The organism is Haloferax elongans ATCC BAA-1513 (genome assembly GCF_000336755.1).
Taxonomy (GTDB): domain Archaea; phylum Halobacteriota; class Halobacteria; order Halobacteriales; family Haloferacaceae; genus Haloferax; species Haloferax elongans.
In genome coordinates, this window is sequence record NZ_AOLK01000011.1 from 75,402 (window position 1) to 90,123 (window position 14,722).

General features: G+C 63.1%; 16 protein-coding genes. 8 read left to right on the forward strand and 8 right to left on the reverse strand.

Features of this window, described 5'->3' with window-relative positions; genetic code table 11:
• Window positions 1-54 precede the first annotated feature (54 nt).
• Entirely contained in the window at window positions 55-1,962 is a 1,908-nt protein-coding gene (locus C453_RS02650; RefSeq protein ID WP_008322560.1) for a helicase C-terminal domain-containing protein, read from the forward strand.
• A 472-nt stretch (window positions 1,963-2,434) separates the two neighbouring features.
• A complete protein-coding gene (locus C453_RS02655) occupies window positions 2,435-2,626 on the forward strand; it encodes a DUF7317 family protein (RefSeq protein ID WP_008322561.1) in 192 nt (63 codons plus the stop codon).
• A 165-nt stretch (window positions 2,627-2,791) separates the two neighbouring features.
• Here C453_RS02655 and C453_RS02660 read toward each other — a convergent pair whose 3' ends face one another.
• From C453_RS02660 to C453_RS02670, 3 genes are all read right to left on the reverse strand, one after another.
• Window positions 2,792-3,922 carry a 60S ribosomal export protein NMD3 gene (locus tag C453_RS02660; RefSeq protein WP_049907476.1) on the reverse strand — a complete coding sequence of 377 codons (1,131 nt, stop codon included), beginning with the start codon at window positions 3,920-3,922 and terminating at the stop codon, window positions 2,792-2,794.
• A gap of 67 nt (window positions 3,923-3,989) precedes the next feature.
• Window positions 3,990-4,610, reverse strand: a complete 621-nt coding sequence (locus C453_RS02665; RefSeq protein ID WP_008322563.1) for a phosphoribosyltransferase — start codon at window positions 4,608-4,610, stop codon at window positions 3,990-3,992.
• Window positions 4,611-4,690: 80 nt separating this feature from the next.
• A complete protein-coding gene (locus tag C453_RS02670) occupies window positions 4,691-5,581 on the reverse strand; it encodes an NAD-dependent epimerase/dehydratase family protein (protein ID WP_008322564.1) in 891 nt (296 codons plus the stop codon).
• 96 nt (window positions 5,582-5,677) lie between these two features.
• On the opposite strand from C453_RS02670, the gene htpX reads away from it, so the two are divergent.
• The 3 genes from htpX (at window position 5,678) to radA (ending at window position 8,439) form a co-directional block, all read left to right on the forward strand.
• Window positions 5,678-6,559 carry a zinc metalloprotease HtpX gene (gene htpX / locus C453_RS02675; protein WP_008322565.1) on the forward strand — a complete coding sequence of 294 codons (882 nt, stop codon included), beginning with the start codon at window positions 5,678-5,680 and terminating at the stop codon, window positions 6,557-6,559.
• 80 nt (window positions 6,560-6,639) lie between these two features.
• The gene (gene pspAB / locus C453_RS02680) at window positions 6,640-7,245 is read left to right on the forward strand and encodes a PspA-associated protein PspAB (protein ID WP_007544120.1); all 606 of its coding nucleotides are present in this window, start codon (window positions 6,640-6,642) and stop codon (window positions 7,243-7,245) included.
• Between the two features lie 162 nt (window positions 7,246-7,407).
• Window positions 7,408-8,439: a DNA repair and recombination protein RadA gene (gene radA / locus C453_RS02685; RefSeq protein ID WP_008322566.1), complete on the forward strand. Its 1,032-nt coding sequence runs from the start codon at window positions 7,408-7,410 to the stop codon at window positions 8,437-8,439.
• Window positions 8,440-8,668: 229 nt separating this feature from the next.
• Here radA and sufU read toward each other — a convergent pair whose 3' ends face one another.
• From sufU to sufS, 3 genes are all read right to left on the reverse strand, one after another.
• Window positions 8,669-9,094 carry a Fe-S cluster assembly sulfur transfer protein SufU gene (gene sufU / locus C453_RS02690; RefSeq protein WP_007544127.1) on the reverse strand — a complete coding sequence of 142 codons (426 nt, stop codon included), beginning with the start codon at window positions 9,092-9,094 and terminating at the stop codon, window positions 8,669-8,671.
• A 73-nt stretch (window positions 9,095-9,167) separates the two neighbouring features.
• Complete coding sequence (locus C453_RS02695) at window positions 9,168-9,743, reverse strand: mechanosensitive ion channel domain-containing protein (RefSeq protein WP_008322567.1); 576 nt, start codon at window positions 9,741-9,743, stop codon at window positions 9,168-9,170.
• Between the two features lie 75 nt (window positions 9,744-9,818).
• On the reverse strand, window positions 9,819-11,093 hold the full coding sequence (gene sufS / locus C453_RS02700) for a bifunctional cysteine desulfurase/selenocysteine lyase SufS (RefSeq protein ID WP_241430677.1): 1,275 nt from the start codon (window positions 11,091-11,093) through the stop codon (window positions 9,819-9,821).
• Between the two features lie 217 nt (window positions 11,094-11,310).
• Between sufS and C453_RS02705 the strand changes: the two genes are divergently transcribed.
• Window positions 11,311-12,366 (forward strand): PAS domain-containing sensor histidine kinase, encoded by a 1,056-nt coding sequence (locus tag C453_RS02705; protein WP_049907477.1) that lies wholly within the window; start codon window positions 11,311-11,313, stop codon window positions 12,364-12,366.
• 9 nt (window positions 12,367-12,375) lie between these two features.
• Here C453_RS02705 and C453_RS02710 read toward each other — a convergent pair whose 3' ends face one another.
• Window positions 12,376-12,678, reverse strand: coding sequence for a DUF424 domain-containing protein (locus C453_RS02710; protein WP_008322570.1), 303 nt, complete (start codon window positions 12,676-12,678; stop codon window positions 12,376-12,378).
• The gene (locus tag C453_RS02715) at window positions 12,678-13,418 is read right to left on the reverse strand and encodes a tetratricopeptide repeat protein (RefSeq protein WP_008322571.1); all 741 of its coding nucleotides are present in this window, start codon (window positions 13,416-13,418) and stop codon (window positions 12,678-12,680) included. Before C453_RS02715 ends, C453_RS02710 begins: the two co-directional genes overlap by 1 nt.
• Before the next feature lie 91 nt (window positions 13,419-13,509).
• On the opposite strand from C453_RS02715, the gene C453_RS02720 reads away from it, so the two are divergent.
• Together C453_RS02720 and thpR are read left to right on the forward strand one after the other, a co-directional pair.
• A complete protein-coding gene (locus C453_RS02720) occupies window positions 13,510-14,109 on the forward strand; it encodes a histidine phosphatase family protein (RefSeq protein WP_008322572.1) in 600 nt (199 codons plus the stop codon).
• Window positions 14,110-14,157: 48 nt separating this feature from the next.
• Window positions 14,158-14,712 (forward strand): RNA 2',3'-cyclic phosphodiesterase, encoded by a 555-nt coding sequence (gene thpR, locus C453_RS02725; RefSeq protein ID WP_049907478.1) that lies wholly within the window; start codon window positions 14,158-14,160, stop codon window positions 14,710-14,712.
• Window positions 14,713-14,722 lie beyond the last annotated feature (10 nt).

A 14,722-nucleotide genomic window follows, 5' to 3' on the forward strand; every position in this document is an offset into this window, starting at 1 on the left:
TGTCGAACCGTCGGGGAGCGGTGGATTTAGGCCCGCCCACCGACAGGAACCATCGTGGACCCGTCGCGTATCATCGACTCGTTTCCGGCTCCTGAGTATCGTGGGAATCAGGAGCGTGCACTGCGCGACATTCGAGACGCCTTCGCCGACGGCAACGACGTGGTGTTGGTTCGCGCGCCGACCGGGAGTGGCAAGTCGCTCCTCGCGCGTTCTATCGCGGGCGCGGCCCGGACCGTCGAGGAGGCGACGCCCGCGCAGGCGACAGACGCCTACTACACGACGCCGCAGGTGTCGCAACTCGACGACGTAGCCGAAGACGACCTGCTTTCTGACCTCAAGATAATCCGCGGGAAGTCGAACTACAACTGCATCATCCGCGGGGAGGAAGACACGCCGGTCGACCGCGCCCCCTGCGCCCGTGAGCGCGGATTCGACTGTTCCATTCGGCATCGGTGTCCGTACTTTTCGGACCGCGCTATCGCCTCGAATCGCCAGATTGCGGCGATGACGCTCGCGTACTTCATGCAGACCGCTGGGTCGGATGTGTTCCGAAAGCGCGACGTGGTCGTCATCGACGAGGCCCACGGGCTGGCCGAGTGGGCCGAGATGTACGCAACTATCGACCTGAAACCTCGGACAGTCCCGATTTGGGACGATATCGGCGTTCCTGACCTCTCCGAGGCGGGCGACCCCGTCGAGCGGGCTGCACGATTCGCCGAAACTGTCGCTGGCGTCTGCGAGCGGGCGAAAGACGAGTTGCTGGCGAAGCCCGAGTTGACGCCCGAAGAGGCGGCCCGACGCGACCGCCTCCAGGAACTCCGCGGCGAACTCAACTGGTTCGTCGAGGACTACCGCGACCCGCAGAGTCCGACGACGTGGGTCGTCGACCAGCACGACGGCGAGGGGTCGCCTATCGCCATCAAGCCGCTCGACCCGGCGAAGTACCTCAAACACACCGTCTGGGACCGCGGAAACAGGTTCGCGCTCCTGTCGGCGACCATCCTGAACAAGGCAGCGTTCTGTCGGTCGGTCGGCCTCGACCCCTCGAACGTCGCGCTCGTGGACGTGGGCCACACTTTCCCGGTCGAGAACCGACCCCTGTACAACGTCGCCCAGGGGAAGATGACCTACGAACACCGCGACGAGACGCTCCCCAAAATCGCCCGCCTCATCGTTCGCCTGATGGCGAAACACCCCGACGAGAAGGGCCTGATTCACTGTCACTCGTATGCGATTCAGGCCGAACTTCGCCGCCGACTCGCCGAGATGGGACTCGGCAATCGAATCCACGGTCACGACCGGGAGAACCGCAACGCCGAGTTAGAGACGTGGAAGGCGACCGACCGCCCCGAGGTGTTCCTCTCGGTCAAGATGGAGGAGGCACTGGACCTGAAAGGCGACCTCTGTCGGTGGCAGGTGCTCTGTAAAGCGCCGTATCTCAACACGAACGATTCGCGCGTCGCCCGCCGTCTCGAAGACGGTCAGTGGTCGTGGTACCGTCGCGCCGCGCTCCGAACCGTGATTCAGGCGTGCGGCCGGGTCGTTCGCGCCCCCGACGACTACGGCGACACCTACGTCGCCGACAGCAGTCTGTTGCAGTTGTTCGAAAAGACGCGCCACGACATGCCCGACTGGTTCGCCGAACAGGTCGACCGGATGTCGAAACCGGACCTCCCCGAGTTCGACCCCGTCGCTGCCGGGGGTCGGGGAAGTAATGCGACGCAGGGCCAGTCGGGATTCGGTGGCCAGTCGTCGGGGCAGTCGAGGGACGGGACTGGAACCGGGTCGAGCGCGACGAACTCGGCCAGTAGTCGGTCCTCGGATGGGCAGTCATCAGGTGGCCAATCTGGGAGCAGTGGTCGCTCTCGTGGCGGCTCTCGCGACGGTCGCAGTCGCTCGGAGTCGGATTCGAACGACGGTGGTCGCGGGGACCATCCGCTTTCTGACGTCTGGGGCGAGTGATTACAGCGCGAAGCTAACCGCGTAGAACAGCGACGACCCCAGCATCAGCGCGACGAGTGTCAGCGCGAGCAGTTGCTGTTTGTCCATGGACGTACGACGTGGCTGGGGAGAAATGAACGCTTCGGCACGATTCGCAGGTGTGATAACGGAAACATGGCTGGGTTTGCTCCTGCAGAGCGTCCATCTCTTTTGAGATTCTAGTTGACTCGACTCTGAGTACTGCTTCCTCTCTCAGTGTGCCAATTGTGTTATTTGTTACCATTCGACTACCGATGCAATAATTCCCGCCCGTCCAAGAGTGTCGAGAACTCCCGGACGAATCTTCAATGGTTGTTAATGTGTTTGTGGGTGTGTGGCTAGAATCTCTGATTTATATCCTGTATGTAAACCAAATGCGCTGAGTAGTTTGTGTTTGATATGCTTTCTCACGAAATAGTTAACACCAATGCTACTGATACTCTGTGTATCGGCCATGCACTCTACCGCACTCGCCTCGGCGATCACACTGTATCGCAGCGGGACACTCACACTATCGCAGGCGGCCGCCCGCTCCGGCTACTCTGAGGACGAACTCGTCGTCGCCCTCCAACGCCACGGTGTGACGGTGCGCGAGGACACGCCCGCGACGGCGGTCTCTTCCGACAGCCCCGCCCGCGCGGACTAACGATACCTCTCGGTTTCGATATCTCGACGTTCGTTAGCTGACGGCTCGTTCCTGTTCTGTTCTCGCTGCAAATTCTGCTCTCGCTGCAAAAAGAGCGCACTGCCGCCCGCTCGTATCTTCCCGCCTCCTCGCCCTCGTTGGTCTCGGTACCGTTCTTCGGTCTGCTTACTCCTCGTCTTCGTCCTCGACTGCCTCGTCCGGTAGGATGTGCAGGCCAGATTGGCTCTTGAGGACGGGAACCATCGCAGCGTCGGGGTCGAAGTAGTCCGGTCGCGGGATGGTCTTCGACTCGAACGTCTCGGGGTCGAGAACCTGCACCGCGTGTTCGTCTTCGACCGTCACGACGGTCGTTTCTTCGGCGTCGTCGATAGAACCGAGATGCTCGGCCTCTGGTCGCTCACCGTCCTCGAACTCCGACTCGTACAGGTCGCCTGAGGTGAGGCGCATCCCCTTGAGTCGGCCGCGGTTGCTCCGCACGAGCACCGGCCCGTCGCCGTCTTCGGGGTCGATAATGTCGCCGGGGGTGTACCGCGGCAGGCGGGCGACGAATGTGACGCGGTAGACCTCGTTGCCGTCGCCGTCCTCCGTGACGAGCGTCGGGTGTTCCTCGATGGTGCCGCCGAAGCGTTCGCGAATCTGCTTTGCGACCCCACTTCCCATCTTGTTGGTCGAAATCTTGATGTTCGGGCCGTTGGGCGTCCGCTTGATACTCGAAATGAACGCGTCTCGGTCGCCTTTGTCCTCGCGCTCTGCGATGTATGACTCGGCGATTTCGATAGCTGTCTCGGCCTCTTCGGTCGTAGGCGTCCGGTCGTCGGCGCGGACCTGCACGAGACTGGCGAAGTAGCCGCCGGCAATGCGGCCGCAGCGCTGGCACGTCTCGCGTGCGATGCTCACCGGGACGATAGCCGTCTCTTCGACCGGCGTGTCGCGGACGACGCCAGAGAAATGGCAGTGCATCCGGATGTTGTTCTGGTCGACCTGCTCGGGTTCGACGCCCCAGCGTACGTCCTGGGCGTTGACGTGGACGCCGAGGGCGTTCGACACCTCTTCGATGGCGATGTCGGTGTAGTCGCGTGCGCCGACATCGACCCAGCGGTTACCGCGTTCGATTGCACCGCACTGGGCACACACGCGGACCTGCACTTTCTCGGGGGCATCCACGAGTTCGAAGTCGTCGAAGTAACACGAATCACAGAGGACGTCGTCGCGCTCGCGGGGCATCCCGGGAAGCGGTTCGTCTCGCTCCGGAATAGGGTCCCCACAGCGGGGACAGAAGTCGCGGGAATCGCTCATTGGAGGGCATAGACAGTTGTGCCGCTTAAGTTCCGCGTCACAGTCGCGCTGGCTCCAGCGTGCGGCTCTAGTCGAGGTACGCGGCGGCTTCCTCGTCTGTCACTTGCGTAAAGTCACGGTAGAACGCGCCGACCGCGCCGAACGCCTCCGGCGAGTCGATTGTCACGACGTCGTCGCACTCCGACTCCAACTCGGTGACGGTGCTCGGCGGTCCGACTGGAACCGCGAGCACGACGTGTGTTGCCCCGCCAGCGACGACTTGCCGGAGGCAGGCCCGTGCTGTCGCGCCGGTCGCGACCCCGTCGTCGACGACCACGACGCGCTTGCCCTCGACGTCTGGGAGCGGGTCGCCGCCGCGGTACATCGACACTTTCTCTCTGGCCGCTTCGGCCTCGCGCTCGCGCTCGCGTTCGAGATAGTCGTCGTCCACGCTGAGATAGGAGACGAGGTCCTCGTTCCACCACGCGCTCCCGTCGCCGGCGACGGCTCCGACCGCGAGTTCCGGGTTTCCGGGCGCGCCGACTTTGGACGCGACGACCACGTCGAGCGGCGCTCTGAGTCGGTCGGCCACCTCGCGGGCGACCGGGAGTCCTCCCCGCGGAATACCGAGAACGAGGTCTGCCTCGGTTTCCCGGTCGTCGAGCAGGTCGGCCAGCCTGCGGCCAGCGTCTTCTCTGTCGGCGAACATATCTGCATGGACCTACGCGCCCGGCTGTCAAAACGGTGTGTCCCGATTTCCGCTGTTTTTCGCCGTCTCTCGGCGGTCGCTCAGGTCCAGAGCGTCGGCTCCGAAACCTCGGCGTCGGCGGCGTCGCGCCACGAATATTCCGGCACCCAATCGAATAACTCGGCGGCTTTCGCTGTCGAGAGCGCTGATTCTTCGCCATCGAGAGTACAGTCATCTGGCAGTTCTCCCCAGAACTCCTCGACTGCGTCAGCGGTCGCCCGCCCCAGATACGTCTCCGCGGCCGCGGCGTGGACTGCCTCGTGGCCGTCGACAGGGTGTTCGAGGGCTGCGGCGACCAACCCCGCAACGTCGCGCACGTCCACGTAGGACCAGCAGTTGCCCGCACCGCCCGCGAGGTCACCCGATTCGGCGATGTCGCGGCAGTTGTACTCGCCGGGGTACTGAATCCACGACGGCCGGATGGCGCAGGTCGAGGCGTCGTGCTTGCGGGCGACCATCCTCGACACCTCCTCGCCCGCGACTTTGGCGGTCCCGTACGGGTCTTCGGGCCGAAGTGGATGGTCTTCGGTGATGGGCAGGAAGTCGGGAAGCGGCGTCTCCTCGGCGAAGGCGAAGCCGTAGGCACTCTCGGACGAGGCCCAAACGATTCGCGCGTCGGCGCGAGCGGCCGCAACGAGGGCGTTGTAGGTCGATTCGACGTTGGTCTCGAAGACGCGACTTCCGGCGTGGCGCGTCGGCGAGGGAATTGCCGCCCAGTGGACCACGGCGTCGGGGTCGCACTCGGCAACGAGGTCGACAACCTCGCCCACGTTCGTCAGGTCGGCGGCCCGAAAGTCGAGGTTTTCGCGGGCGTCGACTTCGAAACCGGGGTGGTCGAGGTCGACAGCGACGACCTCGTAGTCCTCGGCGAGTCGGTCGGTAATCCAGCGCCCGGAGCGCCCGAGTGCGCCGGTGACGATGACGGTTTCCATGCTTGATGATGGGCCGCTGGTCTGCTAAATCTGGCCCCATATGTTAGCTCATCTCACTCCAACAGCGTTTATTAGCCGGATTACTAATCACGCCCTATGGAATGGAAACCGGACTGGGGACTGCGTGGTCGCATGGCGTTCACGATGTTCCTCCTGTTCGCCCTCTACATCGTCTTCGCGGGGGTGCTGTTCGCCTACTTCCAGAACCTCGCTATCATGGTCGGGTTCATGGGCATCTTCCTCTTCGCCCAATTCTTCTTCAGCGACAAGCTCGCGCTCTACAGCATGGGTGCGACTGTCGTCGACGAGGACGACGGCCCGCAGGCGAAGAAACTCCACGCGATGGTCGGTCGCCTCTCCCAGCAGGCCGACCTCCCGAAGCCGAAGGTCGCCATCGCGGACACGTCTGTCCCGAACGCCTTCGCGACGGGTCGCTCCCAGAAGAACGCGGCCGTCTGCGTCACGACGGGGCTGATGCGCACCCTCGACGACGACGAGTTAGAAGGCGTCATCGCCCACGAACTCGCGCACGTGAAGAACCGCGACGTGATGGTCATGACCATCGCGTCGTTCCTCTCCAGCATCGCCTTCCTCATCGTCCGCTGGGGTTGGTTCTTCGGCGGCGACCGCGACCGACAGAACATGCCGGTCATCGTGGCTATCCTCGCCTCGCTCGTCGTCTGGATTATCTCGTATCTGCTCATCCGGGCGCTGTCGCGCTACCGCGAGTACGCTGCGGACCGCGGTGCAGCGGTCATCACCGGCCGCCCGTCTGCGCTCGCCTCCGCGCTGCTCAAGATTTCGGGTCGGATGGAGAACGTCCCGAAGCGCGACATGCGCGAGACTTCGGAGATGAACGCGTTCTTCATCATCCCCATCAAGTCGGACTTCATCGGCCGGCTGTTCAGCACTCACCCCTCGACCGAAAACCGCGTCGAGCGCCTCCGCGACATGGAGCGCGAGATGGAGACGTTCTGAGGCGCGCGCTCGCTCGCCCACCCTGACGACCCTCGTTTTCGCCCCACGACGCTAAGTTGTAGCCACTCATAGCGGTGCCCATGGGACTGTTCGATTCGCTTCGCTCCGCCCTCGGCATCAGCGCCGAGTCGGATGCGACCAGCAAGGCCGACCCCGACGACCTCTTCGGAATGAGCACCGCCTACCTGACGATGGAGGCGGACCTCGGATTCGACTCGTCCGACGAGGCGGCCCTCTGTTTCTCCTCTGTCGATAGCACCGATTTCGCGGACACGGTCGACGCTGTCGAGTCTATCCTCTCCGCCGGAAGCGAAGAGACGGGCACGGAATTCCGCCGCCACACCGACGACCACGGCTACAACTGGGTCGTTCTCGTCGACGACGACCCAGAGGACCTCGTGACGAGCGTCCACTTCGCGGCCGACGAGTTCATCGAACGCGGCTACGGGTCGCGCCTCCTCGCCGCCCTCTTCGGCTTCCGAAAGGACGGCGACCGAGCCTACTGGGTGTACTCGTTCCGCCGCGGCGCGTACTACCCGTTTTCGCCACAGGGAACGTCGAAGCGGAACCAACAACTGGAGTTCAAACTCGAATCCGTCCTCGACGGTGAGTTGGAAATCGAAGACGACGAGAGCTACTGGTACCCACTGTGGCCGTCGACGCCGAACGGCCACCCGTGGGAGTGACTGTCCGGACGAGTCGGACTGACTAACTTTCCTCGCCGAAATCCGCGCGTTCTCACTTGAACCTCCGTCAGACGCTCGTCACCGGGTCGCCGCTGTCTCCCGATTTCACTTTCACCTTGCTGTTAACGAGGGTTTATGTGGGTATGGGCGGAACGAGTTGGTATGGCAGAAGACGACCTCGAAAGTCTCCCCGGCGTCGGCCCGGCCACAGCCGACAAACTCGTCGAGAGCGGTTACGACAGCTATCAGTCTATCGCAGTCGCCAGCCCCGGCGAACTGTCCAACAAGGCCGACATTGGCTCCAGCACGGCCTCGGACATCATCAACGCCGCCCGCGACGCCGCCGACGTCGGTGGCTTCGAGACCGGTTCGATGGTGCTCGAACGACGCCAGCAAATCGGCAAGCTGAGCTGGCAAATCGACGAAGTGGACGAACTCCTCGGTGGCGGTCTCGAAACCCAGTCCATCACCGAAGTGTACGGTGAGTTCGGTGCCGGTAAGTCCCAGATTACGCACCAACTGGCCGTCAACGTCCAGCTTCCGCCCGAACAGGGCGGTCTCGGCGGCGGCTGTATCTTCATCGACTCCGAAGACACGTTCCGCCCGGAGCGTATCGACGACATGGTCCGTGGCCTCGAAGACGACGTCCTCGAAGCGACGCTCGCCGACCGCGGCATCGAAGGCTCCGTCGACGACGAAGAGACGATGCAGGAACTCGTCGACGATGTCCTCGACAAGATTCACGTCGCCAAGGCGTTCAACTCCAATCACCAGATTCTCCTCGCCGAGAAGGCCAAGGAACTCGCTGGTGAGCACGAGGACACCGACTGGCCGGTTCGCCTCCTCTGTGTCGACTCGCTTACCGCTCACTTCCGCGCCGAGTACGTCGGCCGCGGTGAACTCGCCGAGCGCCAGCAGAAGCTCAACAAGCACCTTCACGACCTGATGCGCATTGGCGACCTGTTCAACACGGGTATCCTCGTGACGAACCAGGTTGCGTCGAACCCCGACTCCTACTTCGGCGACCCGACCCAGCCCATCGGTGGCAACATCCTGGGCCACACCTCGACGTTCCGTATCTACCTCCGCAAGTCCAAGGGTGACAAGCGTATCGTCCGCCTCGTGGACGCGCCGAACCTCGCCGACGGCGAGGCAGTCATGCGCGTGCAGGACGGCGGCCTGAAGCCGGAATAACGCGTTTCGGCTGCGTCACGTCACTTACACACTTCTACACACATTCCCCCACACGCGTTCCCCCAACGCGTTTTCTCCCCGCTCCCCAACGCGTTTCCTTCCCACATTCCTTCCGCACACAACTGCACCCAGAGAGAGCGGCGGCTCAGTCGCTTCGGCGACAGCTCTGCTCCTGACTTCGGAAACAACTCTGCTTCCGACTCGACGGCCGACGAAAAACAGGTCCGAACTAGTCGTCGTCTTCGGTCTTCGTCTTCTCGATTTCTATCTCGCCGTCGTGAATCTTCGCGCCGTCCTGTGCGACCTGTCGCGCGAGGACGGCACACTTGATGCGCATCGGCGAGATATCGACGCCGAGCATCTCGGTGATGTCGTCGGTGTCCATCTCCTCCAGTTCCGAGAGCGTCGTCCCCGGCAGTCGCTGGGTGAGCATGCTCGCCGAGGCCTGACTGATGGCACACCCGTCGCCGGAGAACGCGACGCGCTCTATCGTCTCGCCGTCGTCGGCGAGTTGCACGTCCATCGTAATCGTGTCGCCGCAGGAGGGGTTCTCCCCCGTGTGGCTGAACGTCGGCTCGTCGAGCCGACCGTGGTTACGGGGGTTCTTGTAGTGGTCCAAAATCTGCTGACGATACATGTCTGAGCCAATGCCCATTGGTATTCGTCGGGGCTACGCCCGAGCGCCGTAAAAGGATTCCGGGGAGCCGAAAATCGGCCGATTTCACGGCTTACGTCGCGTCTGCTGTAGTCGTCGGCTCGTCGTATTTCGTCCACTTCTTTTCGACGTCGCGGTTCGCCACCACGACCGTGTCGCCCTCGTCGCTCTCGAAGCGCGTCTTGCGGAGTTCGATGGCGGTGACCGTCCCCGTGACAGGATCGGCCTTCACGCGGTCGCCGGGATTGAAATCAGGGTCACGAAGCAGGTAGACGCCCGCAACTGTGTCGGCTATCATGTTCGACAGCGCGTAGGAGACGCCGAGCGCGATGAACCCGGTCGCCGTCCCGAGACTCGCCGCAATCTCCTCCATCCCGACGATGTTCAACAGCGCGAGCGCCGCGCCGAACCACAGAAACACGCCCGCGACGGCGACCCCGAGGTCGACGACGAGGTCCTGTTCTTCGGGGTAGATACCGTCGAGGACGCCGCGGACGACGAACAGTATCGCTCTGATGCCGACGTAAGCGAGCGCGAGGAAGACGACCGCAGTGAGCACCTTCGGTGCGGCATCCTGCACCGCGGTCCCGAACTCCGCGGCGGTCTGCCGGAGCGTCTCGACGAGGAAGTCGGTCACCGATTGAAGCATACGCTCCGACGACGTGTCAGCAGAACAAATGCATTGGGGCGAGCAAGAGCCGAGACGCGGGAACGCGGGCCGTATTCAGGCGAACAGGTCGCGTGCGACTTCGAGGCCGTCGACCAGTTTGTCGACTTCCTCTTTCGTGTTGTAGATGTAGAAGGACGCTCGGGTCGACGCCGCGGCACCCAGTTTATCGTGGAGCGGTTGCGTACAGTGGTCACCGGCGCGGATGGCGACGCCCTGTTCGTTGAGGATGCTCGAGAGGTCGTGCGCGTGGACGCCGTCGAGGTTGAACGAGACGAGACCACCGCGGTCGTCGCCCGGCGGGCCGTAGATTTCGATGTCGTCGAACTCGTTCAGGCGGTCGTAGGCGTACTCTGCGAGGAGTTCCTCGTGGGCCTGGACGTTCTCCATGCCGATGTCGTCGAGGTACTCGATGGCGGCGGCGAGGCCGATGCCCTGCGCGATAGGCGGCGTCCCGGCTTCGAACTTCCACGGGAGGTCTTCCCAGGTGGCGTCGTCGAAGGTGACGCGGCGAATCATCGACCCGCCGTAGTGGTACGGTTGCATCTCGTCGAGGAGGTCGCGTTTCCCGTAGAGCGCCCCGATACCGGTCGGGCCGCACATCTTGTGGCCTGAGAAGGCGTAGAAGTCGGCGTCGATGGCTTCCACGTCGACCGGGCGGGTCGGCACCGACTGCGCGCCGTCGACGAAGATGTACGCACCCACGTCGTGGGCCATGTCGGCGAGGTCGGAGACGGGGTTGACGGTCCCGAGCGTGTTGGAGATGTGGACGACCGAGACCATCTTCGTCGAGTCGTCGATGAGTTCTTTTGCGTGTTCCATGTCGAGGCGGCCGTCCTCGTCGATGCGGATGTAGCGCGCCTCGGCACCGGTTCGCTTGGCAATCTGCTGCCATGTGACCAGCGAGGCGTGGTGTTCCATCTCGGTGAGGACGACGGAGTCGCCTGGACCCAGTTCGTTGAGCCCCCACGCGTAGGCGACTGTGTTCATCGCTTCAGTCGTGTTCTTGGTGAACGCGACTTCTTCGCGACCGCCGGAGGCACCGATGAACTCGGCGACCCGGTCGTGAGCCTCTTCGTACGCGACGGAGGCCTCCTGACTCAGGTGGTGGATACCGCGGTGGACGTTCGAGTTGTACTCACGGTAGTAGTCGGCGATGGCGTCGACGACTTGGTCCGGGGTGTGGCTGGTCGCAGCGTTGTCGAGATAGACGAGGGGGACGGTGTCGTCGTCATCCTCGCCCGGCGTCGAGATGTCGCCGCCGACCTTCCGCTGGAGAATCGGGAAGTCCGCACGGAGTGAGTCGACGTCGACTGGGTACGATTCCTGCACTTCCATTATGCGAGGGTTACGGCCGTAGGCACAACACGTCTTCGGTCCAGCCATGGCGACGAAACCAATTCCAGTTTCGAACACCAGCCAATGATGCCGGAATCTATCACGTTTGGTGTCGCATCGGTCGAGATACCCTCCTCTCGGATGGCTCGTACTACTTCTTGAACTGTCAGGACAGGCGAAACGTGAAGTACTTCTCGACACAAGGTATGCTATGGCTTTCCCATCCACGCTCCCGGCTTCGAGTCTGGATGCTCTCCCGACACAACTGGCGATTTTGGACATAGATGGGACGATTCTGTACACGAACGAGGCGTGGAAGCGCTTCGGAACTGAGAACGACTACGCTGGTGACGCGAGCTCTATCGGAATGAACTATTTGGGTGTCTGTGACGTCGACCCCGACCAGTCCGCGACGGCAGCGGGCGGCGGAATTCGCTCGGTCATCGACGGTACCGACGACGAGTTCTCGTACGAATACCCCTGCCACAGCGACAACGAGCGACGCTGGTTCACGATGCGCGTGACCCGGTTCGAGCACGAAGATGAGACGTACGTACAGGTCGTCCATCTCGATATCACCGACCGCAAACTCGCCGAACTGGAGGTCGACGAGAAGGCGAACCGACTCCAGAACGTCGCAGGTATTCTCTCGCACGACCTCCGGAACCCGCTTTCAGTCGCGCTCGGATACGCCAAGGCAGTCCTCGACGAGGGAATCGCGACAGAGCGCATCGAGCGCATCGTCAGCTCCCTCGAACGAATGGACGACATCATCTCCGACGCGCTGGTGTTAGCCCGCCACGACACCGTCGAAACGACGAGCACGGTCGACCTCCAGACGAAAGCTGAGACGGCATGGAGTCACGTCGAGACTGGTGACGTGGAATTGGCCGTCGCTGACACGATGCTGTTCGAGGCGGACGACAGCCTCCTCTCGCACGTCTTCGAGAACCTGTTTCGGAACGCTATCGAACACGCCCGTCCAGAGGAGTCGGATACCAACCTAACGGTGACAGTCGGTCCGCTCTTGGAGGATCCCGATGGCCCCGGTTTCTACGTCGAAGACGACGGTGTTGGAATTCCCGAACGTGACAGCGATGAGGTATTCGACGCCGGATACTCGGTCGACAGTGAGGGCACGGGTCTGGGACTGTCTATCGTCTCGCAGGTCGCCGGTGCCCACGGGTGGTGTCTCGAACTCACTGAGTCGGTGTCTGGCGGTGCCCGGTTCGAAATTACTGGCGTCGACCGCCGCGCCGCTGAGTAAACAGTCCCGTTAACGGAGCCAGAGCAGTTGCGCGTGGAGCGTGCCGTCTACTTCGAGGACCGTCTCTTCGTCGACGAGACCCGCGTCGATGGCGACGCCGACGGCTCTTTCCCCGACGATGTTGGCGACGGTTGCGCGAGTGAGACTGTCGACGACGGTCTCGCTGTCGGCCGGTTCGGCTTCGTCGCCGCCGTAGAAATCCTCGGTCACGTCGAGTGAGACATCGCCTTCGCTGTAGGTCTCACCGATGCAATCGGGGTCACAGACCGACACGAGCAGTCCTTCCGGCGTCTCTCGTTCGCGGAGTAACATCAGTAGTCCTCGACGAGGTTCTCTTCGGCCCGGTCGCGGATTTCGTCAGCCTGCTGTTGGACTTGCTGTGCTTCGTCTTCGCGGCCGAGTTCTTCGAGCGCTCGCGCCTTCTCTTCGAGGACGGTCGCGTTCCGCATGCCGAGGCGAATCGCGTTGTCGAAGGCGTTGACGGCGTCTTCGTTCAGGCCGCGCTCGTGGAGGAAGAACCCTCGGTTGTACCACGCTTGCGGGAAGCGCGGGTCGAGTTCGACGGCGCGCTCGGCGTGGTGGAGCGCGTCAGAGGTCCGGCCGGACTCCCAGAGCGCGTACGCGAGGTTGGTGTGTGCAGTTGCGCCGTGTTCGGTCTCCTCGTCGATGGAGAGTGCTTCCTGATACGACCCGATTGCCTCGTCCCACTCTTCGAGTTGCGCGTGGGCCGCACCCTTGTTCACCCACGCTTCCTGTTCGAGAAGCGAGTCGTCTTCGGCGAAGCGGGCGGTGCGTTCGAGGGCCTCGGTAGCCTCCTCGAAGCGGTTGATTTGCATGTACGAGAGGCCGACGTCGAGGAGTTTCTCCACGTCGACGTCTTCTGGGTCGATGTTCCGTTGGTCGAGGAGGTCCGTGAGGACGCGGGAGTCGACCGGGTCGACCTTCGTCGGGTCCACTTCCAGTTCGGGCGGGTCGAGCGAGAAAGCCGAATAGTCCTCGTCGAACCCCTGTCCCTCAGAGAAGCGGTGGGGTCGATTGCCGTCGTCGGTCATATAGCCGGGCTTGGGCGTCGTCGCGGTTAAGCGCTACGTCAGAGCGGCGACATCGACTGTTTTTTAGGCTTCGGTCGGGTGCGCTCTACGAATGACTGCCCCCGAGACGACTGTGCTGTCTTTCGTCCGGCACGCTCACTCTCCGTACGTCCCCAACGCAGAGCGCACGCGCGGTCTCTCGCGTCGCGGCCGACGCGACGCTGCACGGGTGACAGCCCACCTCGCTGACGTTGCCGATGTCGTTGTGACCAGCCCCTACGAACGCGCTCGCGCCACTGTCGAGGGGGTTGCTGACGCTGCCGACGTCCCGCTCGTCGTCGATGAGGACCTCCGCGAGCGCGAACTTACGGACGACCACGTAGAGGACTTCGACAGCGCCGTCGAACACCTCTGGGCGAATCCGACGGCCTCCCACCCCGGCGGGGAGTCGCACGCTGAGGCGCAATCCCGCGGGGTCGCTGCCATTGAACGACTCGTCGAAGCCTACCCGAACCGCCACGTCGTTGTCGGGACGCACGGCACGCTCATGGCGCTCGTGTTGAATGCCTACGACTCGCGATACGGCTACGAGTTCTGGACCGGGTTGACGATGCCGGACGTGTACGAAGCGACGTTCGTGAACGGCGAGTTCGCCGGTGTCGCTCGGACGTGGGTCCCGGCCGACGACGAACAGCCCGCGGCCGACGACTGAGTGCTCTCGGGCGGAATCTATACGTCGCTTTTCGGTCGATATACTGTCATGAGACTCTTCCTCGCAATCGACCTCCCGGAATCGGTCGCCGAGTCCGTCGCGTCGGTGCAGGAACTGCTCGGCGACGCCGGTAGCCTTCGGTTTACAGACCCCGAGCAGGCGCACGTCACGCTGAAGTTCCTCGGCGAGACGCCCGCGAACCGGGTTCCCGAAATCGAAGATGCGGTCGAAGACGCCATCGACGCCGCCGACGTGGGGCCGTTCGACGCCACTGTCGGTGGATTGGGTGTCTTCCCATCGCTCGACTACATCCGGGTCATCTGGACCGGCGTACAGGACGGCGCTGCGGAGATGACGCGACTCCACGAGGCGCTGGAACGTGAGACGACAGCGCTCGGATTCGATGGGGAGTCACACGAATTCACGCCGCACGTCACGCTCGCACGGATGGAAGACGCCCGCGGGAAAGACCGGGTTAGGAAAGTTGTCGAAGGCGAAGCCCCGCGAATCGGGATGTTTCGCGTGCGCGACGTTCAGTTGAAAAAGAGCGAACTCAGGTCGGGCGGTCCCGTCTACGAGACGGTGTCACGGTTTTCGTTGTAGACCCGAAACC